The organism is Eikenella halliae, assembly GCF_001648475.1.
GTDB lineage: Bacteria > Pseudomonadota > Gammaproteobacteria > Burkholderiales > Neisseriaceae > Eikenella > Eikenella halliae.
On record NZ_LXSQ01000016.1, the window covers coordinates 61,594 to 83,200 of the forward strand.

The following is a 21,607-nucleotide window of genomic DNA, read 5'->3' on the forward strand; positions in this document are numbered from 1 at the left end:
GCGTGTGTAAATGGCTAAATTCTTTATCGACCGGCCCGTGTTCGCATGGGTTATCTCTCTCTTCATTATTTTGGCGGGCGTGCTGGCCATCCGAAAACTGCCGGTATCGCAATATCCGTCTGTTGCCGCGCCCACGTTCAACCTGACCGCCACCTACCCCGGCGCTTCCGCCCAGGTGATGGAAGACAGTGTGTTGGCAGTAATCGAACGCAATATGAACGGCGTGGAAGGCTTGGACTATATGTCCACTTCCGCCGACTCTAGCGGTTCAGGTAGCGTTACCCTCACCTTCACTCCCGATACCGATGAAAACGTGGCGCAGCTGGAAGTGAACAACAAACTGAACGAAGTGTTGTCCAGCCTGCCCGCCACCGTACAGCAATACGGTGTGAACGTATCCAAATCCCGCTCCAACTTCCTGATGGTGGTGGCACTCTCTTCGCAAACCCAAGATTTGGAAGAAATGGCCGACTACGCCAAACGCAACATCGTGCCCGAATTGCAGCGTGTTGAAGGCGTGGGCGCAGTGCGTCTGTTTGCAGCAGAACGCGCCATGCGTATTTGGGTAGACCCGCAGAAACTACAAAACTTCAACCTCTCTTTTGCCGACGTTTCCTCTGCCATCAGCGCGCAAAACGTGCAAATTTCCGCCGGTTCGCTCGGCTCGCTGCCGGCCAGCCAGGGGCAAACCATTACCGCCACCATCACTGCCGACGGCCAGCTCAGCACGCCGGAAGAGTTCGGCAACATCATCCTGCGCAGCAACACAAACGGTGCCAACGTTTATCTGCGCGATGTGGCCAAAATCGAGCTGGGTTCGGAAGACTACTCCGCCAGTACCCGCCTCAACGGCAAACCCACCGTCGGCATGGCCGTGATGCTGTCCAACAGTGGCAACGCCACCGCCACTGCCGCGCTGGTAAAAGAACGCATGGCCAAATTGGAGCAGTATTTCCCCGGCGATGTTACCTGGAGCGCCCCGTACGATACCTCCACCTTTGTGGAAATCTCCATCGAACAAGTGGTACACACCTTGGTGGAAGCCATGGTATTGGTGTTCATTGTGATGTTTGTGTTCCTGCAAAACATCCGCTATACCCTGATTCCCACCATCGTGGTGCCGATTTCGCTCTTGGGCGGCTTTGCCGGTATTTACTATTTTGGCATGTCAATCAACGTGCTCACAATGTTTGCCATGGTGCTGGTAATCGGTATTGTGGTGGACGACGCCATTGTGGTGGTGGAAAACGTGGAACGCATCATGTCGGAAGAAGGGCTGCCGCCGCGTGAAGCCACGCATAAAGCCATGGGGCAGATTTCCGGCGCCGTGGTCGGCATTACCGCTGTGTTGATTTCCGTGTTCGTACCGCTGGCCATGTTCAGCGGTGCTACCGGCAAAATCTACCAGCAGTTTGCCATCACCATGGTGATCTCCATCGCCTTCTCCGCCTTCCTCGCCCTATCGCTCACACCGGCCTTGTGCGCCTCGCTGCTCAAACCGATTGAGAAAGGGCATCACGAGGAAAAAACCGGCTTCTTCGGCTGGTTCAACCGCAAATTCACCGCCGGCAACAAGCGCTACGAAGGCTGGGTGGCCGCCCTGCTGCACCGTGCCGGCCGTATGCTGATTGTGTACTTGGCGCTGGTGGCCGCTGCCGGCCTGCTCTACACCCGCATCCCGTCTTCCTTCCTGCCGTCGGAAGACCAAGGTAACCTGATGGTCAGCATCCAGCTGCCCGCCGGCGCCACCAAAGAGCGTACCGACCAAACCCTGCTGGCCGTGGAGCAGATTGCCCAAAATACACCCGGCGTGAAAGACGTGTTTACCGTATCCGGCTTCAGTTTTTCAGGTAGCGGTCAGAACATGGCCATGGGCTTTGTGATTTTGAAAAACTGGGACGAGCGTAAAGGCCCGGGCGAAGATGCCGCCAGCATCACCCAAAAACTCACCGGCGCATTCATGGCCAGCGGCCTGATCCGCGACGGTTTCGCCATTGCCGTGAATCCGCCGCCCATCCGCGAGCTGGGTAACGGCGGTTTGGAGTTCTACCTGCAAGACCGCAACAGCCGCGGCCACCAAGCCTTGGTGGAAGCACGCAACAAGCTGATTGCCGAAATGCGTAAAAACCCAATGTTCGGCGACACTCGCGCCGCCGGTTTGGAAGATGCGCCGCAGCTTAAGCTCACCATCGACCGTGCCGCCGCCGCCGCACAAGGCATCAGCATGTCTTCCATCCGCAGCACCTTGGGTTCCGCATTGGGCGGGGCGTATGTGAACGACTTCCCCAATAGCGGCCGCCTGCAAAAAGTGTACGTGCAGGCTGTGCCCCAGTCCCGTATGCAGGCCGAGCAGATTCTGGCCATGACCGTGCCCAACGGCCAAGGCGTGGCCGTGCCGCTTTCCACCGTGGTCAGTGCCTCGTGGGAAACCGGTATGGAGCAGAGCACCCGTTTCAACGGCTATCCCGCCATGTCGATCAGCGGCGCGGTCAAATCCGGCTTCTCCAGCGGCGACGCCATGGCCGAAGTGGAGCGCATCGTGTCGCAGATGGACGGCTACAGCGTGGAATGGGCGGGCGAATCACGCCAACAGGCCAGCGGCTCTTCCCAGCGCACCATGCTCTACGGCTTCGTATTGCTGGCCACCTTCCTCGTGCTGGCCGCCCTGTATGAAAGCTGGTCGATTCCCGCCGCCGTGATTCTGGTTGCTCCCTTGGGCTTCCTCGGTGTGGTGGTGGGCGTGTTCGGCCGCAACCTATTCAACGGCGTATTCCACATCCGAGAGGTGTTCTTCAACGACATCTACTTCATGGTCGGTATGATTACCGTGGTCGGCTTGAGCGCGAAAAACGCGATTCTGATTATCGAATTTGCCAAAGACCTGCAAGCGCAAGGCAAGAGCGCGATGGAATCGGCCTTGGCTGCCGCTCACCTGCGCTTCCGCCCGATTCTAATGACTTCCTTCGCCTTCATCTTGGGCGTGGTGCCGCTGTATATCGCTTCCGGCGCCAGCTCCGCCAGCCAACGCGCCATCGGCACCACCGTATTCTGGGGGATGTCTGTCGGTACACTGCTGTCGGTATTCCTGGTGCCGCTGTTCTACGTGTTGGTACGCAAACTGTCTAAACCGTCCCAACACGAAACCGAAATGGCCGCCGCCCACACCAACATCAGCCCCGAGCAGGCCGAACTCTACGTTGCCGCCGCTGAACAAGGGCTGAGCGAAGAAGAGAAACGCGACCTGCATAACGACCAGTAAAACGTTTTCAGGTAGCCTCTGCCGCATTGGAGGCTACCTGAAAACCATAAGGACCAAGCACATGAGAACAACTGTTTTAAAACCGATTGCCGGCAGCCTCGCCTTCAGCCTGCTGCTTTCCGCCTGCACCCTTGCGCCGCGCTATCAGCAGCCCGAAGTAAACGTGCCCGCCAATTTCCGCTACGACACCGCCGCCAGCCAAAGCAGCCGTGCCGCCGACACCGGCTGGGAAGACTACTTTGCCGACCCGCGCCTCAAATCCCTGATTACCCTGGCGCTGCAAAACAACCCCGACCTGCGCATGGCCGCCCTGAATGCCGAAGCGGTACGCGCCCAATACGCCATCACCCGCGCCGCCTCCCTGCCCGGCATCAACGCCAGCGGTACCGGCCAACGTGCCCGCGTGGCGCAGGATTTGAGCGCCACCGGCCGCTCCTACATTGCCGAATCCTACAGCGTCGGCCTCGGCATCGCCTCCTACGAGCTCGACCTGTTCGGCAAAGCCCGCAGCAACAACCAAGCCGCACTGCAAGGCTACTTCAGCAGCGCCGCCGCCCGCGATTCCGCCCACCTCGCGCTGGTTTCCGCCGTGGCCAAAGCCTATTTCAACGAACGCTACGCCGAAGAATCCATGAAGCTCGCCCAGCGGGTGCTGCAAACCCGCGAGCAAACCTACCGGCTCAACCAAATCCAGCACAACGCCGGCGTGATTTCTGCCGTCAACCTGCGCGAAATGGAAGCCCTGATTGAATCGGCCAAAGCCGACTACGCTGCCGCCCTGCGCGCCCGCGAGCAGGCACACAACGCCCTGGCCGTGCTGATTAACCAGCCCGTGCCCGACAACCTGCCCGCCGGCCTGCCGCTGAACAAGCAGTTCCGCATCACTCGCCTGCCCGCCGGCCTCTCCTCCGACCTGCTGCAAAACCGCCCCGATATCCGCGCCGCCGAGCACAACCTGCGCCAGGCCAACGCCAATATCGGCGCCGCCCGTGCCGCCTTTTTCCCCAGCATCAGCATCACCAGCAACATCGGCACCGGCAGCACCGAGATGAACCGCCTGTTCGACGGCATAAACCGCACCTGGGTATTCTCCCCCACCATCAAAGTGCCCATTTTCAACTGGGGCAGCCTGCGCGCCAGCCTGGATGTGGCCAAACTGCGCCAGCAATCGGCCGTGGCCGCGTATGAAAAAGCCGTGCAGTCCGCCTTCCAAGACGTATCCAACGCCTTGGTGGCGCGCGAAACCCTGCAACAGCAATACGATGCCCGCGTGCAAACCCAAAAAGCCTACAACGACCGCCTGCGCCTGATTAATCTGCGCTACCGCCACGGCGTGTCCAGCTCGCTGGAAGTGCTCGATGCCGAACGCAGCAGCTACTCCGCCGATGCCGCCGTGCTCGCCACCCAACTTTCCATGCTGGAAAACCTGGCCGACCTCTATAAAGCCCTCGGCGGCGGCCTCAAGCAACACACCGAAGCCGCCCCGGCCGCAGCGGCAACGCCGCCCCAAGCCACTGCAGAAGCTGCTTCCGCCCCTGCCGATAGCAAATAATCCGGCTGCCCGATTACGTTTTCAGGTAGCCTGCCCTGCCGACCCTTCCACACATATATGGAAAGGCCGGCAGTTTTTTATCCGGATTCACCGCAACCAAGGCTACCTGAAAATTTGGGGCTACCTGAAACCGGTACTTTGGCCATAACCATGATTTTTCCTACCGAGCCGAAGGCAGCACCACCAGCACCGCGAGACAGGTTCATGCGGCAGGAAGTGAAATGCGCTTTGGCTATAATCCTGCCCACTTTTCAGGTAGCCCCAATCCGCACCATGCCTTTTCCCCACACCCTTTCCGCCTTGCTTTTCCAAATGCAAAACCGGCTCGGTATATATAGTGAATTAAATTTAAATCAGGACAAGGCGACGAGCAGCAGACAGTACAGATAGTACGGCAAGGCGAGCCAACGCTGTACTGGTTTTAATTTAATCCACTATATCAACCCGCCCACGCTTCCCAGCCTGCTGAACTTCATCAGCGGCTACACCATGGCCACCCGCTGCCACCATATCGACGAACCCGACACCCTTCGATCCTTCCACAATTTCGTTGCCCAACAACTGGGCTATGCCGAATCCACCGCCGGCTTTGCCAACATGATCCTGGCCTACGTCTACGGCTTCAGCCCTGCCGATATCGATTGGCCGAATTTTCTATCCCAGCCGATTTCCGCACAGCAGCACGCCCAAGCAGTAGAACTGTTTTACCGGCTGCTAAAAGCCCACCAAGCATCCCATTGAGTCATCTGCCACACAGCCCTTCCGCAGGCTACCTGAAACCGCATGACTAAGCGCAACAAACTCAAACCGCCCTATCCCGCAACAGCTGGATGTTCATTTTCAGGTAGCCTCAAGCCGATTCAAACCCAGGCTACCTGAAAACACCAATTAACCCTGCCCCTGCCCTTGTGAAAACCCACCCCGCCCCTATTTGCCCGTATCATCCCCCATCATCAAAAGGACAACCCGTGAATCCCCTGCTCCAACTCGGCGAAGAGCCGCGTTTCGACCAAATCCAAACCGCCCACATCCGCCCTGCCCTCGAATCCGCCCTTGCCGAAGCCAGGGCCGGCATTGCTGCCGTCAAGGCTCAAAGCGAAGCCACCTGGGCCAATACCGTGGAAAAACTCACCGACATCACCGAGCGCGTCGGCCGCATCTGGGGCGTGGTATCGCACCTCAATTCCGTGGCCGACACCCCCGAACTGCGCGCCGTGTATAACGAGCTGATGCCGGAAATCACCGTATTCTTCACCGAAATCGGCCAAGACATCGAGCTCTACCAGCGCTTCAAAACCATCAAAAGCTCCCCCGAATTCGCCACCCTAAGCCCGGCGCAGCAAACCAAGCTCAACCATGACCTGCGCGATTTCGTGCTCAGCGGTGCCGAGCTGCCGCCCGAAAAGCAGGCCGAATTCGCCGCCCTGCAAACCGAAGGCGCCCAGCTGGCTGCCAAATTCTCACAGAACGTGCTTGATGCCACCGATGCCTTCGCCCTTTATTTCGATAATGCCGAGCCGCTCTCCGGGCTACCTGAAGACGCCATGGCCATATTTGCCGCTGCCGCACAAGCCGAAGGCAAAAGCGGCTACAAAATCGGCCTGCAAATGCCGCACTACCTCGCCGTGATGCAATACGCCGACAACCGCGAACTGCGCGAAGAGGTATACCGCGCCTACGTTACCCGCGCCAGCGAGCTTTCCAACGAAGGCCGGTTCGACAACAGCCCCAACATCACCCGCCGCCTGGAAATCACCCTGCAAGAAGCCAAGCTGCTGGGCTACGCCAACTTCGCCGAGCTCTCGCTGGCCACCAAAATGGCCGATTCGCCCGCGCAAGTGCTGGACTTCCTGCGCGATTTGGCCAAACGCGCCAAGCCCTTCGCCGAACAGGATTTTGCCGCTGTGCAGGCCTTCGCCCGCGACACCCTCGCCATTGAAAACCCGCAGCCCTGGGATTTGGCCTATGCCTCCGAAAAACTGCGCCAGGCCAAATATTCGTTCAGCGAAACCGAAGTGAAAAAATACTTTCCCGTGAGCAAAGTGCTCCTTGGCCTGTTCGCCCAAATCAAACGGCTCTACGGCGTGGATTTCACCGAAAAAACCGTGCCCGTATGGCACCCCGACGTGCGTTATTTCGAGCTCTCGCAAAACGGCGCGCACATCGGCGGCGTGTATATGGATTTGTACGCCCGCGAAGGCAAACGCGGCGGCGCATGGATGAACGACTATAAAGGCCGCCGCCGCCTGCCCAATGGCCAGCTGCAAAGCCCCACCGCCTATTTGGTGTGCAACTTCACCCCGCCCGCAGCAGGCAAAGAAGCCCGCCTCTCCCATGACGAAATCCTCACCCTTTTCCACGAAACCGGCCACGGCCTGCACCATCTGCTCACCCAAGTGGACGAATTGGGCGTGAGCGGCATCAATGGCGTGGAATGGGATGCTGTGGAGCTGCCCAGTCAGTTTATGGAAAACTTCGTGTGGGAATACGATGTGCTGCGCGGCATGTCCGAACACGAAGACAACGGCGCACCGCTACCGCAGGAATTGTTCGACAAAATGCTCGCCGCCAAGAACTTCCAACGCGGCATGTTCCTCGTGCGCCAGATGGAATTCGCCTTATTCGATATGCTGATTTACAGCGAAACCGATCCCGCCCGCCTTGCCAGCTGGGCTCAAGTGTTGGACAACGTGCGCCGCGAAGTGGCCGTGGTGCAGCCGCCCGCCTACAACCGTTTCGCCAACAGCTTCGGCCACATCTTCGCCGGCGGCTACTCGGCCGGCTACTACAGCTATGCCTGGGCTGAAGTGCTCAGCGCCGATGCCTACGCCGCATTTGAAGAAAGCGGCAATGTGGCCGAATGCGGCCACCGCTTCTGGCAGGAAATCCTCGCCGTAGGCGGCTCGCGCAGCGCCGCCGAATCTTTCCAAGCCTTCCGCGGCCGCGCCCCCAACATCGATGCCCTACTCCGCCATAGCGGCTTCGATTTGAATGCTGCCTAAACCGTAGGATAGAGAAAAGGCTACCTGAAAATTTTAGCGTTGCAGAAACTGCGCCTCGCTTCGTTTTCAGGTAGCCTGTTTGTTGCATCAACTCTAGTCGCACCCAATAGACATCGAGAGGCAACTACAATCATAGGCAGCATAGAAATACGGCAGAGGGCAATAGCATCGGATAAAGAAACCATGAAGAAATCAACGTCTCGCTAAGCTCCCCACCATATTCCATTGCCGTCTCGCCGGATAGCTTCTTATGAGCATAAGCACTGTAGCGAATTATAGTGGATTAACAAAAATCAGTACAAGGCGGCGAGCCGCAGACAGTACACACGTTACGGCAAGGCGAGCCAACGCCGTACTGGTTTTTGTTAATTCACTATAAAATTTCTTCATCCCTCAGCCATAAAATAAAGGCTACCTGAAATATTCAGGTAGCCTTTTTGTTGCTGCAGACAACAATGCAGACTTATTCTGCGGTCGGTACAACAACCACAGTAATATTAGCCACGGCATCGGTATGCAGGGCGATTTCGATTGCGTATTCGCCAACTGCTTTAAACGGGCCATTGGGCAGGCGTACGTTAGCTTTAACAGCTTCCACACCAAATGCACGGATGGCTTCGGCGATGTCGGCATTGGTTACAGAGCCGAATAGACGACCATCCACGCCAGCTTTTTGGGCGATGGTGATGGTTTGGCCTTCCAATTTGGCTTGACGAGCCTGTGCATCGGCCAGGATTTCAGCCTGACGGGCTTCGAGTTCGGCACGGCGGGCTTCAAAATCGGCCAAAGCAGCTTCGGTAGCGCGCTTAGCTTTACCTTGAGGAATCAGGAAGTTGCGGGCATAGCCGTTTTTTACGGTTACTACATCGCCCAGATTGCCCAAGCCGCCAATTTTTTCTAACAGAATGATTTGCATAATATAAATTCTCCGTTAATTATTTGTGTTGGTCGGTGTAGGGCAGCAGAGCCAGGAAACGGGCACGTTTTACGGCCACAGACAGCTGGCGCTGATAGTGAGCTTTGGTGCCAGTAATGCGGGCGGGGATGATTTTGCCGTTTTCAGAAATGAAGTCTTTCAGCAAATCAACTGCTTTGTAATCTACTTGTTTGATGCCTTCTGCGGTAAAGCGGCAGAATTTTCTACGTTTAAATGTTTGACGAGCCATCTCATTCAACCTTTATTTTCAATAATTGTCTGTATATGCAATATGGGGCGACGGTATTTTTGGCTGTAAGCCGCAAGAAATCCGGATATATCCACCATACTGCCTGCTTTGTGTTGCCAGAGTTTTGCCTGTTCGCCGATTAATTTCGCCTGGAGTTCAAACCGGGCCAGATAGGGTTCGCCTGCTTCGGTCTGCCACGATTCATGCTCTAGCATCAATCCCAATACGGCTGTGCCGGCCGGGGTGTAGCGCAAGGTGTCGGCATCTTTGATGCGGGCGGTAAGGCTTACAGTATTGTTCAAAATCTCACGCTTAGGCTTCGGCGGCAGCTTCTTCCTGAGGCTGGCCGTTCAGCAGGTTTTTGGATTTTTCTTCCTTCATCATGGGAGAAGCTTCAGTAACGGCTTCGTCCATTTTGATGGTCAGGTGGCGCAATACGGCGTCGTTGAAGCGGAAACCGGTTTCCAGCTCTTCGATGGCAGCCGGGGTGCACTCGATATTCATCAGCACGTAGTGTGCTTTGTGCAGCTTGTTGATGGGATAGGCCAACTGGCGGCGACCCCAGTCTTCCAAGCGGTGAATATGGCCGCCAGACTCGGTAATCAAGGTTTTGTAGCGTTCAACCATGGCGGGCACTTGCTCGCTCTGGTCGGGATGAACGATGAATACAATCTCGTAATGACGCATGTTATCTCCTTATGGCTAAATACAGCCCGCCGTCATGCGGAAACAGCGGGCAAGGGGTGGAAAACGCGGCATTATATCGGCAAAATACAGCGTAAGCAAGCATTTGCTGGGTAGAGTGTGGCGGCGGTGGCTTGGTATATGTGCAATATTTCACACAATGAACACAGGCTACCTGAAAAAAAGAAGATTCAATGGTTTGACGCTGGGCTTGGGACACAAAAACCCGTATGCCGAGGCATACGGGTTTCAATTTGGGGTGGCTGATGGGGCTCGAACCCACGACAACCGGAATCACAATCCGGGGCTCTACCAACTGAGCTACAGCCACCATAAAACTTTTGGCGCGCCCGACAGGAATCGAACCTGTAACCGCCCGCTTAGAAGGCGGGTGCTCTATCCGGTTGAGCTACGGGCGCTCTACCTATCCTGTCGTTCACAATTTTTCGGAGAACTTTGGTCGGGGCGGTGGGATTCGAACTCACGACCCTCTGCTCCCAAAGCAGATGCGCTAACCAGACTGCGCTACGCCCCGATAAGAAAGGCGAATTCTACTCATACTGCTTTCGCCCTGTCAAGCAGGCAATTCGAAATTAAATATCGGTTTGATTGAATGGCTATCGCTTTATGTTCAATAACAATCTGTTAATTACAATCTGCTTCGCAACACCGGCGCATATACATTAAGCAAATTACACAGACAAAGCCCCTACCAACCCCAAAGTGTTATGAGCAACATGCTATAATCGCCCAGCCAACTATGATTGAAACCCCAGCAAAACCGCCGGCTGTAGCATATATTGTTGCATGAATTATTTCTTATTTATTATCAATAAATTGAAATATAACTTGATTTTATCTGATGCAGCCATTCAGCCCATCCGTTTTACTTCCCCACCCAACCCGACAAAAAAGGAACAGCCCATGACAGCCCAGATTCTCGATGGTAAAGCCGTTGCTAACGAACGTCTGCTGAAACTTGCCGACAAAGTGGCCGATCGCCGCAAACAAGGCTTGCGCCCCCCGTGTTTGGCTGTTTTGCTGGTTGGCAGTGATCCTGCCAGTGTTGTGTATGTGAACAACAAAAAAATTGCCTGCGAAAAGGCTCATTGCGACTCCCGTTCCTACGAATTGCCGGCCTCCACTACCGAAAAAGAGCTGCTGCAACTGATTGACGAACTCAATGCTGCTCCCGATGTGGACGGTATTTTGGTGCAGCTGCCCTTACCGGCACACATTAACAGCCAATCGGTAATCGAGCGCATCCAGCCTAATAAAGACGTGGACGGCTTCCACCCCTACAACGTTGGCCGCCTGACCGTGAAAATGCCGCTAATGCGCCCATGCACCCCCAAGGGCGTGATGACCTTATTGGAAACTTACGGCGTGGAGCTGCGCGGCAAAAAAGCCGTGATCGTGGGCGCATCCAATATTGTCGGCCGCCCGCAGGCACTGGAAATGCTACTGGCCGGGGCCACGGTTACCATATGCCACCGCTTCACCGCAAACTTGGCACATGAAGTTTCTGAAGCCGATATAGTGGTGGTGGGCGTGGGTAAGCCCAAACTGGTTCAGGGCAGCTGGATTAAACCCGGCGCCGTGGTGGTGGATGTGGGTATCAACCGGCTGGCAGACGGCAAACTCTGTGGTGACGTGGATTTTGAAGCCGCCAAAGAACGCGCTTCCATGATTACCCCTGTTCCCGGCGGCGTAGGCCCGATGACCATCGCTACCCTGTTGGAAAACACCTTCTACGCAGCCACCCTGCACGACCAACCGGCAGCCTAGGCGCATATCGGTGCACAATAAAGGGCAAACAGCCATATCGACTGTTTGCCCTTGTTTTTCTAAATGATTTAATCACCAAAAGGCTACCTGAAACTCTGCTGAGTAAGCCACACAATATAGTAGATTAACAAAAATCAGGACAAGGCGGCGAGCAGCAGACAGTACACACGTTACGGCAAGACGAGTCAACGCTGTACTGGTTTTTGTTAATTCACTATATTTTCAGGTAGCCTCTCCCTCTTCCCCCAAGATTTCCTGAAACGCCTGAAACAGCTCGCGCTCTTCAAAACGTGCATGCCCACGCAGGGTTTCGGCAAAAGCCTTCATCCAATCGGGATTGTCGAACTCGGGCGCGGCCAGCATTCGGCGCAACAGCGCATGTTCTTCCTCAAAACGCCGCTGCATTTCCGGCTGCGCCAATTTGTCCCACCACGGCGCAAACAGCGCTTCCTCTTCGGTAAAATGCACCAGCAAATCATCTTTCTGCTTGGCAAAATCGGCACGGTGGTCGGCGGCAGGGTCGCGCAGGATGCGGGCACACATAGCCAGCGAATGGTGGTGGTCTTGCGACAGCGGAATCAGCAGGGAATGGCGTTTCATTTTTCAGGTAGCCCGAAGTGGTTGTACGATAGCCGGATTATATAGCGGGCAGCGCAAAACGCCCACAAACACACCGCCGTTTCATGATAGACTGCCCGCCGTTTGCCATTCCGTTTTCCTAATTGAAATGACCCCGCACAAACTCGTTATCGCCAGCCGCGAAAGCGCCCTCGCCATGTGGCAGGCCGAACACATCCAATCCCGCCTGCGTGCGCTCTACCCCGGCTGCGAAGTATCCATCCTCGGCCTCACCACCCAAGGCGACCGCATTCTCGATAAAACTCTCTCCAAAATCGGCGGCAAAGGCCTGTTTGTGAAAGAGCTCGAACAAGCCCTATCCGACGGCCGTGCCGACCTTGCCGTACACTCTATTAAAGACGTGCCGATGGTATTGCCCGAAGGCTTTACCCTGGCCGCCATCTGCGAACGCGAAAGCCCGTTTGATGCCTTCGTTTCCAACGACTACCGGCGGCTTGAAGACCTGCCCGCCGGCGCCATTGTCGGCACATCCAGCCTGCGCCGCGAAGCCCAGCTGCGCGCCCGTTTTCCGCAGCTTCAGGTAGCCCCTTTGCGCGGCAACGTGCAAACCCGCCTTGCCAAGCTCGACCGAGGCGACTACGCCGCCATCATCCTGGCCAAAGCCGGCCTCAAGCGCCTCGGCCTCACGCAGCGCATCCGCCACACCCTCTCCCCCGCCGACAGCCTGCCCGCCGCCGGCCAAGGCGCGCTCGGCATCGAAATTGCCGCACACCGCAGCGAACTGCTGTCCCTGCTCGCCCCGCTGAACCACGCCCAAACTGCCGCCTGCGTTACCGCCGAACGCGCCCTTGCCCGCACGCTGGGCGGCAGCTGCCAAGTGCCGCTGGCCGCCTACTGCACCGAGCAAGACGGTCTGCTCACCCTGCACGGCCTGGTCGGCCATCCCGACGGCTCCGTCATCCTGCGAGAAGAAGCCCAAGCCCCGCGCGAATACGCCGATGCCCTCGGCCGCGCCGTTGCCAAAAAACTGGCCGACAATGGCGCCCAAGAGCTCATCGCCGCCGTGCTGGCCGGGCAGGCTACCTGAAAAGTAGGAATCAAACCGAACGGCATCAGGGCAGTATTTCAGCAAAAGCAAAACAAATGCGCCAAACGTTTTCAGGTAGCCTGTGCTTGAGGCTACCTGAAAACATCCAGAAAGGCAGAAACCATGAACCCCGAATCCCCCTACCGCGCCGCCCTGCTCGAATACCTCTATTGCGCCTCCTTTGCCGCTGACCCGGCCGAAGCCAGCGCCGCCTATCGCAGCTATCGCCAACTCGCCAGAAAAGGCTGCCCCGATGGCTGGTTCGGCCTCGGCCGCGCCCGCCAGTACGGCTACGGCGTCAAACCGAACCGAGCCAAAGCCGAAAAATACTACCGACGTGCCGCCAAACTCGGCCACGCCGAAGCACAGGAGGCCCTCGGCTGCCTATACGAATTTGCCGAAAAGCCCGACTACCGCCGCGCCCGCAAATGGTACGTCCGCGCCGCCGCCCAACGCAGCAGCGACGCCCCCGATGCCGCCTACCGCCTCGGTTACTTGCATGAAAAAGGTCTCGGCGGCAAAAAAGACATTCAGACAGCCTATCGACTCTATCGCCGCGCCGCCAAAAACGGCCACGCTGATGCCCAACGCGCCCTCGGCTACCTGTACGAAAAAGGCCTCGGCCTGCCCAAAAACCATACCAAAGCCCGCAAATGGTACACCCGCGCCGCCCTGCAGGCTGATGCCACCGCCTGCAACAACCTAGGCTTCCTCTACCATAACGGCAAAGGCGTGCGCCGCAGCAAAAAACTGGCGGAGAAATGGTACAAGCTCGCCGCCCGCGCGGGCAGCATCCTTGCCTTATCCAACCTCGGCATCCTGTATGAAGACGCAGGCCGTCTGAAAAAAACCGTCCGCTACTACCGCCGTGCCGCCGAGGCAGGCAACAAATATGCCGCCAAACGGTTGAAGCGGCTGGATAAGTAAATACCAGCCTAAGACGGCTCTTTTGCAGAAGGCCGTCTGAAACAAAAAATCGGCAGGTACAGGTAGGATTTTATCATCCGGCCTGCTCCTGCCGATTGCCGATTAAGGGGATTACAGCCGCCAGTTCAGTTTGAACATGATATTGCGCGGCATACCGTAAAAATTATAAGCGCCGTTGCTGCGGTTGGCGTTGTTTTCAAAATAACGCTTATTCGACAGGTTGTTGCCAATCAGGCTCAAACGGATGCGGTCGGTCGGCGCGTATTGCACATCGGCATGCCACAAGGTGTAGCCGCCCTGCTTGAGGTTAGGCTGGTCGTGCAGGTTACCGGTGCGGCTTTGCACGCTCATACCTGCGCCGATACTCCATCGGTGCGCGGCACCGGGCAGCCGGTAATTGGTGTAGAGCCTGAAGATACTGCGCGGCGTGTGCTGGCTGTATCTCTGCCCGGCTTGGTAGTCTTCTTCATCATTGCGGTATTTGCTGTCGTTGTAGGTGTAGCCGGCAAACAGTTTCCAGTTATCGGTCAGATTACCGGAAATTTCCGCATCCAAGCCTCGGCTGACCACGCGGCCGGTGTTGATATAGTAGCCGTTGCCCATTCCGTCATCTCCGCCATAAACGGCGCGGTTTTTCTGATCGATTTGGAACAAGGCGACGGCAGTGTTCAGGCGTTTGTTGTTCCAAGCGGATTTCCAGCCGATTTCGTAGTTGGTGCCGATAACGGGCGGTAAATCGTTGCCGCCGGCATCTTTATATTCGAGCTGCGGTTTGAAAATCGAGGTGTAGCTGGCATACAGGCTGTGATGCGGCGTTACATCCCAGGTAATACCCAAATAGGGCACGAAACGATTGCGGTTAATGCGGCGTGTCATACTCTCCAAAGGAGCAGGGTTGGCCGGGTCGATTATGTCATCGGTGTTTTGCCGATAACGCCACCGGGTGTAGCGGAAACCGGCCAGCAGGTGCAGTTTGTCGGTAGGATTAAAGCGGATACCGGCACTGACGGCATGGGAACGGGTATGTTCCTCGGTGTGTCGGTGGATGGGGTTGAAGCGGTAATCCAAATCGGCCAGCTTGCTCCAATCGGGGCGCGGGATAACGGAACCGTCAAACGGATCCAGCGGGAAATCTCGGCTCAAGTTAGGGTCGCACCAGTTCGGCCAGCCGCGCGATGCGCAAAACTGGTTCCAAGAGTCGGACGGGTCTGCCCACAAATTCCAATGCTGCATGGTTTCGGAGTCGGTACGCCGTTTGTTGTAGCTGTATGTGGCGAACACGTCGTGTTGGCGTCCCAATGCCTCAAAGCGGCCGGTCAGCTTGCCTTGCGCCGTCCATTGCGTGGTTTTGTTGTCGGCAAGGCGGTTGCCGCTGCCCCAGATGGTGCCGCTGCTGTTTTGCCAGCTCGGACCGCTGCTGAGCGCGGCATACTCCCGAAATGCCGTGTCGCGGCGATAATCGACCAAGCCGATAGCCCGCCAGTTATCGTTGAAATCGTACCGCAGCTCCGAAAATAAATTGAATTTGGTGAAGCGGCTGTTGTTCCACGGCGCACCGGAATAAGCATTGCGCGGCAGATGCAGCGGATGATCCTCGCTGCCCGCAGGCAGGCCGTACACATCCGGCACCGCATGGCGGTTTTGATACAGGCTGCCCACCGTCCAAACTGCTTTTTCGCCCAAATCGAAATCAAGCACGCCGTACACCACGTTTTGCCGGCTATTGACGCGGTCGATGAAAGAACCGGCCTTTTCCCATGCGCCCAACAAACGGCCGCGCACTGTGCGGCTGCTGTTGAGGCTGCCGGAAACATCCAATTCGCTGCGGTAAGTGTCGAAACGCCCCGCACTCACGCTGCCCTGTATCTGCCGTGCAGAAGTCGGCCGTTTGCGTACCGCATTGATGGTTCCGCCCGGCTCGCCGTTGGCCTGCGTCAAACCGGTGGCACCGCGCACCACTTCGATGTGGTCGTACACCGACAAATCGGTCTGACTCTCGGCATTGAGGATGGTTTCGCCCACATAGCTGGAAACATCGGAAGAAACGCCGTCTTCTTCTATTTGGTCGATATAGAAACCGCGCGACATGAAGCGCGAGCGGTCGGAATCACGCACAACGGTAACACCCGTAGTGGCCTTCAGCGCATCTTCCAAACGGGTAATGCCCTGCCCTTCAATCTGAGTTTTGGTAATGACGCTGACCGACTGCGGCGTTTCTTTGGGCGACAAAGCCAAACCCGTGGTGGTACGCATGGCGGAGGTGGTGAACGAATCGCGGTTTTCAGTACGCGTGCTGCGGTTTTTCCCCTGCACATAGATGTCTTCCAACACCGCAGGCACTTCAACTTCCTCGGCAACCGCCATGGTATGGAAACCTAATAACATAGAGGCAATCAGGCTCATGCGGAATCTCGAACAACTCATTTTTTATATTTCCTACCAATAGGTTAAATTATTTTAATTTTCGTATTCTATCGGCAAAGGAAATCTCCTCTTATCAGCCAAACGGCTTAATTCCAAAGCTTAGAAAAGAGAAGCCCGGGATGAAAATTTCAATGTCACCACTCCAGTCTGACCACCGCAGCAGCATTCCTCTCCACAAAAACAGATTTTATTCTCAAGTAAAATTCATTTACTTTATAAATATTTTACTTTAATGAATTTTTTATAATATAAAAACAAACTACTATCTACATGGTAGAGGGTAATTTATAACTTTAAAGACAGTAGATCGTTATTAAAGAGGCAAAATAAATTTTTCAATACATATCAAATATATTTATTCTTTTTCATAGCAAATCAACATGCTTCTAATACGGCATTGGCTCGCCTTACCATGCATGTGTGCCATCTGTGGGTCAGCTCGTTTCAAAAATATGTTGGTTTGTATTGTTGATGCACATAAAAATAGACCCGTGTATCAAGGATAAATTTTATTCCAAACCCCTTTCCATTTTCTCTTTCAGGTAGCCCTCTCCCCAAGCAAAACGCCCGAGCCAAAGCTCGGGCGTGTGTATTCCCATCAAACCGTTCAGCCGAAGAACATCTTGGAGAACAACAATCCAAAGGCCAAGCTGAAGCCCATGCTCAGCAGGCCGGGCAGCATAAAGCTGTGGTTGAAAATAAACTTGCCGATTTTCGTCGTGCCCGTGCTGTCGAAATCGATGGCGGCAATAATCGGGCCATAGTTCGGAATGAAGAAATAGCCGTTCACCGCCACGAATGTGCCGATGATAATCGGCGCGGGTACGCCCAGCGAAATGGCCACCGGGAACAGCGTCGCGACGGTGGCGCCCTGGCTGTTTACCAGCACGGAGAGCACAAACAGCGCAAAGGCAAACGCCCACGGCGCGCTCTGCACCAGGCCGGATACCGCCTGCTGCACTTCGTCCAAATGCCCGTGCATCAGCGTATCGCCCAGCCAGGCCACGCCGAACACGGCAATCACGGCGCGCATACCGGCATGGAACACCGAGCCCTGCGTAATCGCATTGCCGTCCGGTTTGCAGGTGAGGATAATCAGCGCGGCAGCGGAAAGCATCACGATTTCAATGGTGTGCGCCATACCCATCGGCTTATCGTTAAACACCGGGCGCAGCGAGGGCATCGCGCCGAGCAACACCACCAAAATGGCGGCAAACAGGAAAATCCCCACCGAAACCTTAGCCTTGCCGCTCACTTGCGCATCGGCGGATACGGTTTCCGTGTCATACAGCTTGCTGTAGGCCGGGTCTTGCAGGCGGCGTTGGTATTCCGGGTCGTCTTTCAGCTCTTTGCCCATCCGGTTTACCAGCACGCAGGCGATACCGATGCCGATGATGGTGGAGGGCACACTCACTTTGAGCACGTCCGCCATCGTAATATGCTGCGGTTCGAGGTAGCTCACGCAGGCCACCACCGCCGCCGCAATCGGGCTGGCCACAATGGCAAACTGCGAAGCAATCACCGCCATGGTGAGCGGGCGCTCCGGTCGGATGCCGTTTTTGCGGCTCACTTCCGCAATCACCGGCAGCACGGAATAAGCCACATGCCCCGTGCCGGCCAAAACGGTGAAGGTGTAGGTAACCATCGGCGCGATAAAGGTGATGTATTTCGGGTTTTTATGCAGCACGCGGGTGGCGATTTTAATCATATAGTCCAAACCGCCGGCTGCCTGCATGGCCGCCGCTGCCGACACTACCGCCATAATCATCAGCATCACATCAATCGGCGGGCTGGTGGGCTCCAGGCCGAAACCGAACGACAATATGGCCAAGCCGATGCCGCCGAACACGCCCAGGCCAATACCGCCCACTTGGGCGCCGGCCAGGATGCACAACAGCACCACGGCAAACTGGATAAAAAACTGCGCATGTTGAGCAAAGAAGCTCATTATGGTCTCCAAAGTAAACTTATGTATGCAAAAAATGGCGCTGAGTTTACCAAACTTTATCACACAAATAAAACGGATTTTATTTTCAGGTAGCCTTTATACAATCTAATACAGTGTATCTAAATAATAAATTTTCAACTCCCCGTAATCATCCCCTATCCTGCACACCCCGTCCGGCAAAACTATCCATTCCTCATTCCATACACCCATCTGCAAACATCTCTTAACAAATCAGCCAATAAAAATCCCATGCCGGGAAAAACGGCATGGGAAAGAAATTGGAGCGGGTAACGGGAATCGAACCCGCATAGTCGGCTTGGGAAGCCGGTGCCTTACCATTAGACGATACCCGCAAAACAGGAGTGCGCGCAGTATAGAGGATTTCCCGGCAAACCGCCAGCCCGCGCCCGGGCATGGCTGCCCCACATCAGGCAGGCATAATCGGCTGCGGCAATTTGATTGGATGCACCATTTGCCCCAGCAGGCCGCCCACGGCAAAGGCTACCTGAAATATTTTCGGCTTCGCAGAAACCCGCAAACCCGCTTTCAGGTAGCCTTTGCATTGCAGCCACAGGCAACAAACAGCCGGATTGTCACCCCCCAACCGGCCGTACAACCTTCCCGGCTAAAGCGCGCACGGCCTCCCGTCATCTATCGAAAACCTCAACCGCCCTTCCCGCGCAACTCCTCACGCACTGCCATCAGCGCAAACCCCAGCAGGTTCAGCCCTTGCCATTGCAACGGGTTGGCCGCACGCGGATCGTCTGCCGTCAGGCCGATGCCCCAAATCTTGTCCACCTGGCTGGCCTCCGCCAAAACACGGCTGCCGCTTTGCAGCAGGAAGGCGCGCAAAGCCGGATGCTGGCTGAATTTCGCTAAATTGCCACGGCGCACGATTTCGCACCGCTGCGCGTTCCATACATCTTCCCGAAAACCCTCCACCCGCCTGCCCAGCGCCTTAGCATGGCCAGGCGAACCCGAAGCCAAGATTTGGCGGCGGACGGCTTCCGCGCCAAACAGGCGGGCTTTCTCCGCCATCATATAATGTTCAGCCGTGGCATAACGTTCGCCCGCCAGCTCGAATGGCGCAGGATACCACTGGCTGAACACCGCCTGGTCCACCACGCCCGCCTGCCTGGGCGTATGCCCCCAGAAATAGAGAAACTTCAGCTTCTGTTTGCGGCGGAAGGCCTGTTGTAGTGAAGGCAAGTCGTGAATTACATCCATCTTAATTCTCATTCAAATGGGAAGCCGTATTGTATCGGCCTCCCTGCCGTTTCGCTATAATCTCCGCCTTTTCCACCACTGGATTCCCGCCATGAACGACCGTCAACTGCTGCGCTACAGCCGCCACATCCTGCTCGACGAAATCGGCACCGAAGGCCAGCAAAAACTGCTGGATGCCTGCGTGCTGGTGCTCGGCTGCGGCGGGCTGGGCAGCGCCGCTCTGCCCTATCTGGCCGCTGCCGGCGTGGGGCGGCTGATTATTGCCGACCACGACTGCGTTGACGAAACCAACCTCCAGCGCCAAACCGCCTACCGCGAAGCCGACATCGGCCGCCTCAAAACCGAAGCCATGGCAGGCTGCCTGAAACAGCTCAACCCCGCCTGCCAAATCGAAACCCACGGCAAACTGGATGAAGCCGCCCTGCTGCGCCTGCTGCCCCAATGCCGGGCCGCGCTCGATTGCAGCGACAACTTCTCCGCCCGCCAAGCCCTCAACGCCGCCGCCTGCGCCACCCGCACCCCGCTGGTTTCCGGCGCCGCCACCCGCTTCGACGGCCAAATCGCCACCTACCGCCCCGACCTGCCCGGCCAGCCCTGCTATGCCTGCCTGTTCGACCGCGAACAAGACAACGACGGCGCCTGCGCCCTGTTCGGCGTATTCGCCCCGCTGGTGGGCATCATCGGCACCACCCAAGCCGCCGAAGCCCTGAAAATCCTACTCGGCCTGCCTGCCGAAAACGGCGTTTTGCGCTGCTACAACGCACTCAGCGGCCAATGGCAGCATTTCGCCATCCCCCAAAACCCCGCCTGCAAAGTGTGCGGCGGGCATAAAAAGGCTGAAGAGGCTACCTGAAAGCATCCGTATCGGTTTAGCCGCAGGCATCGTATAGTGAATTAAATTTAAACCAGTACAGCGTTGCCTCGCCTTGCCGTACTATCTGTACTGTCTGCGGCTCGCCGCCTTGTCCTGATTTAAATTTAATTCACTATATACAAACAACCAAAAACGTTGCATTGCAGCTTTCAACCCAAACTAGATACAAAAAGGCTACCTGAAACATTTTTCAGGTAGCCTTTACTAATTACAGATTACTGATAACTCACTGTAGGCCGAATACCGGAACCCAACACCAGCCAGCCATTAACAGCAGCAAACGCCGCTGGCCTTCCACCTTTCAGTTTCAGGTAGCCTCATCCAAAGGCTACCTGAAACCGCCAACCACATCACTCCTCTTCCTTATCCAAGCCCAATTCGCGGGCGTACACGGCAGCGCGTACGCGGTTGTCGATGTTGAGTTTGCGAAAGATATTCTGCATATGCGCCTTCACCGTGTTTTCGGATAAAAACATCCGCCGGGCAATCATTTTGTTGCTGATGCCGCCGGCCACGTAGCGCAACACATCGCGCTCGCGCTGGGTGAGGGAATCGAGGATGGCAGAATGTTCGGGCGGAATGCTCTGCCCGGCGCTGTTCATTTCGGGCGACACGGTTTGCTGTCCGGCCACGGCTTGGCGGATGGCGCCCACCAGGAAATCGGTGTCAGCGTTTTTCAAAATATAGCCGCGCGCGCCCAGCTCTAGGCACTTTTTCAAATTGTCGGCATCTTCGGAAATAGTGAGCATCAACACCGGCAGCCCGGGCTGGAAATCCAGCATTTGAGCCAGGGCTTCCGGGCCGTTCATCACCGGCATTTCCACATCGAGCAGCACCAAATCGGGTCGGTGGAAGCGGGCGAGCTTCACGCCTTCGAGGCCGTCGGTGGCTTCGGCAACAATTTCAAAACCGTATTCCTGCGCAAGCAGAAAACTGAGCCCGCGCCTGAACAGGGGGTGGTCGTCTACCAGGAGGATGCGGATGTTGGATTCGGTCATGGGGCTACCTGAAAATAGTGTGTGGATATATAAACTTGCGGCAAATCAAACACAAAGCTTTATGGTGCGAACAGTTTGTTCCGCGCCATCCC

At 56.3% G+C, this 21,607-nt stretch carries 17 protein-coding genes, 4 tRNA genes and 1 pseudogene; 8 read left to right on the plus strand and 14 right to left on the minus strand.

The window, feature by feature from the left end; all coding sequences use genetic code 11:
* Window positions 1-10: 10 nt before the first annotated feature.
* The 4 genes from A7Q00_RS06490 to A7Q00_RS06510 all read left to right on the plus strand — a co-directional run bounded on the left by A7Q00_RS06490 (window position 11) and on the right by A7Q00_RS06510 (window position 7,813).
* Window positions 11-3,259, plus strand: a complete 3,249-nt coding sequence (locus tag A7Q00_RS06490) for an efflux RND transporter permease subunit (protein ID WP_064089786.1) — start codon at window positions 11-13, stop codon at window positions 3,257-3,259.
* A gap of 61 nt (window positions 3,260-3,320) precedes the next feature.
* Window positions 3,321-4,811 (plus strand): efflux transporter outer membrane subunit, encoded by a 1,491-nt coding sequence (locus tag A7Q00_RS06495; protein WP_064089787.1) that lies wholly within the window; start codon window positions 3,321-3,323, stop codon window positions 4,809-4,811.
* 489 nt (window positions 4,812-5,300) lie between these two features.
* Window positions 5,301-5,552, plus strand: a complete 252-nt coding sequence (locus A7Q00_RS06505) for a hypothetical protein (protein WP_064089789.1) — start codon at window positions 5,301-5,303, stop codon at window positions 5,550-5,552.
* A 227-nt stretch (window positions 5,553-5,779) separates the two neighbouring features.
* The gene (locus tag A7Q00_RS06510) at window positions 5,780-7,813 is read left to right on the plus strand and encodes a M3 family metallopeptidase (protein WP_064089790.1); all 2,034 of its coding nucleotides are present in this window, start codon (window positions 5,780-5,782) and stop codon (window positions 7,811-7,813) included.
* 463 nt (window positions 7,814-8,276) lie between these two features.
* Here the strand turns inward: A7Q00_RS06510 and rplI are convergent, their stop codons facing one another.
* From rplI to A7Q00_RS06545, 7 genes are all read right to left on the minus strand, one after another.
* Window positions 8,277-8,729, minus strand: a complete 453-nt coding sequence (rplI, locus tag A7Q00_RS06515; RefSeq protein ID WP_064089791.1) for a 50S ribosomal protein L9 — start codon at window positions 8,727-8,729, stop codon at window positions 8,277-8,279.
* Between the two features lie 19 nt (window positions 8,730-8,748).
* On the minus strand, window positions 8,749-8,979 hold the full coding sequence (gene rpsR / locus A7Q00_RS06520; protein ID WP_064089792.1) for a 30S ribosomal protein S18: 231 nt from the start codon (window positions 8,977-8,979) through the stop codon (window positions 8,749-8,751).
* Between the two features lie 5 nt (window positions 8,980-8,984).
* On the minus strand, window positions 8,985-9,281 hold the full coding sequence (gene priB / locus A7Q00_RS06525; RefSeq protein WP_064089793.1) for a primosomal replication protein N: 297 nt from the start codon (window positions 9,279-9,281) through the stop codon (window positions 8,985-8,987).
* Window positions 9,282-9,291: 10 nt separating this feature from the next.
* Window positions 9,292-9,666 (minus strand): 30S ribosomal protein S6, encoded by a 375-nt coding sequence (rpsF, locus tag A7Q00_RS06530; protein WP_049259193.1) that lies wholly within the window; start codon window positions 9,664-9,666, stop codon window positions 9,292-9,294.
* A 252-nt stretch (window positions 9,667-9,918) separates the two neighbouring features.
* Window positions 9,919-9,994, minus strand: a tRNA-His gene (locus A7Q00_RS06535).
* Between the two features lie 11 nt (window positions 9,995-10,005).
* Window positions 10,006-10,082 (minus strand) — tRNA-Arg (locus A7Q00_RS06540).
* A gap of 38 nt (window positions 10,083-10,120) precedes the next feature.
* Window positions 10,121-10,198: transfer RNA gene (locus A7Q00_RS06545), tRNA-Pro, on the minus strand.
* Window positions 10,199-10,587: 389 nt separating this feature from the next.
* Here A7Q00_RS06545 and folD point away from each other — a divergent pair.
* Window positions 10,588-11,451 (plus strand): bifunctional methylenetetrahydrofolate dehydrogenase/methenyltetrahydrofolate cyclohydrolase FolD, encoded by an 864-nt coding sequence (gene folD / locus A7Q00_RS06550; protein ID WP_064089822.1) that lies wholly within the window; start codon window positions 10,588-10,590, stop codon window positions 11,449-11,451.
* A gap of 222 nt (window positions 11,452-11,673) precedes the next feature.
* On the opposite strand, the gene A7Q00_RS06555 is transcribed toward folD, so the two are convergent.
* Window positions 11,674-12,051, minus strand: coding sequence for a hemerythrin domain-containing protein (locus A7Q00_RS06555; RefSeq protein WP_064089794.1), 378 nt, complete (start codon window positions 12,049-12,051; stop codon window positions 11,674-11,676).
* A gap of 127 nt (window positions 12,052-12,178) precedes the next feature.
* Here A7Q00_RS06555 and hemC point away from each other — a divergent pair, with 127 nt between their 5' ends.
* Both hemC and A7Q00_RS06565 read left to right on the plus strand, forming a co-directional pair.
* Window positions 12,179-13,117 (plus strand): hydroxymethylbilane synthase, encoded by a 939-nt coding sequence (gene hemC, locus A7Q00_RS06560; RefSeq protein ID WP_064089795.1) that lies wholly within the window; start codon window positions 12,179-12,181, stop codon window positions 13,115-13,117.
* 123 nt (window positions 13,118-13,240) lie between these two features.
* Window positions 13,241-14,044 carry a tetratricopeptide repeat protein gene (locus tag A7Q00_RS06565; protein WP_064089796.1) on the plus strand — a complete coding sequence of 268 codons (804 nt, stop codon included), beginning with the start codon at window positions 13,241-13,243 and terminating at the stop codon, window positions 14,042-14,044.
* Window positions 14,045-14,155: 111 nt separating this feature from the next.
* Here the strand turns inward: A7Q00_RS06565 and A7Q00_RS06570 are convergent, their stop codons facing one another.
* The 4 genes from A7Q00_RS06570 to A7Q00_RS06590 all read right to left on the minus strand — a co-directional run bounded on the left by A7Q00_RS06570 (window position 14,156) and on the right by A7Q00_RS06590 (window position 19,643).
* Window positions 14,156-16,468 carry a TonB-dependent siderophore receptor gene (locus tag A7Q00_RS06570; protein ID WP_064089797.1) on the minus strand — a complete coding sequence of 771 codons (2,313 nt, stop codon included), beginning with the start codon at window positions 16,466-16,468 and terminating at the stop codon, window positions 14,156-14,158.
* A gap of 607 nt (window positions 16,469-17,075) precedes the next feature.
* Window positions 17,076-18,416 carry an anaerobic C4-dicarboxylate transporter gene (locus tag A7Q00_RS06575; RefSeq protein WP_064089798.1) on the minus strand — a complete coding sequence of 447 codons (1,341 nt, stop codon included), beginning with the start codon at window positions 18,414-18,416 and terminating at the stop codon, window positions 17,076-17,078.
* Between the two features lie 279 nt (window positions 18,417-18,695).
* Window positions 18,696-18,769 (minus strand) — tRNA-Gly (locus A7Q00_RS06580).
* A gap of 310 nt (window positions 18,770-19,079) precedes the next feature.
* Window positions 19,080-19,643: a riboflavin biosynthesis intermediates N-glycosidase gene (locus A7Q00_RS06590; protein ID WP_064089800.1), complete on the minus strand. Its 564-nt coding sequence runs from the start codon at window positions 19,641-19,643 to the stop codon at window positions 19,080-19,082.
* A gap of 91 nt (window positions 19,644-19,734) precedes the next feature.
* On the opposite strand from A7Q00_RS06590, the gene A7Q00_RS06595 reads away from it, so the two are divergent.
* The gene (locus A7Q00_RS06595) at window positions 19,735-20,496 is read left to right on the plus strand and encodes a HesA/MoeB/ThiF family protein (protein ID WP_064089823.1); all 762 of its coding nucleotides are present in this window, start codon (window positions 19,735-19,737) and stop codon (window positions 20,494-20,496) included.
* A gap of 31 nt (window positions 20,497-20,527) precedes the next feature.
* Here A7Q00_RS06595 and A7Q00_RS13490 read toward each other — a convergent pair.
* Both A7Q00_RS13490 and A7Q00_RS06600 read right to left on the minus strand, forming a co-directional pair.
* A pseudogene (locus A7Q00_RS13490) lies at window positions 20,528-20,634 on the minus strand (IS5/IS1182 family transposase); the annotation flags it as partial.
* A gap of 233 nt (window positions 20,635-20,867) precedes the next feature.
* Entirely contained in the window at window positions 20,868-21,515 is a 648-nt protein-coding gene (locus A7Q00_RS06600) for a response regulator (protein WP_064089801.1), read from the minus strand.
* Between the last annotated feature and the right edge of the window lie 92 nt (window positions 21,516-21,607).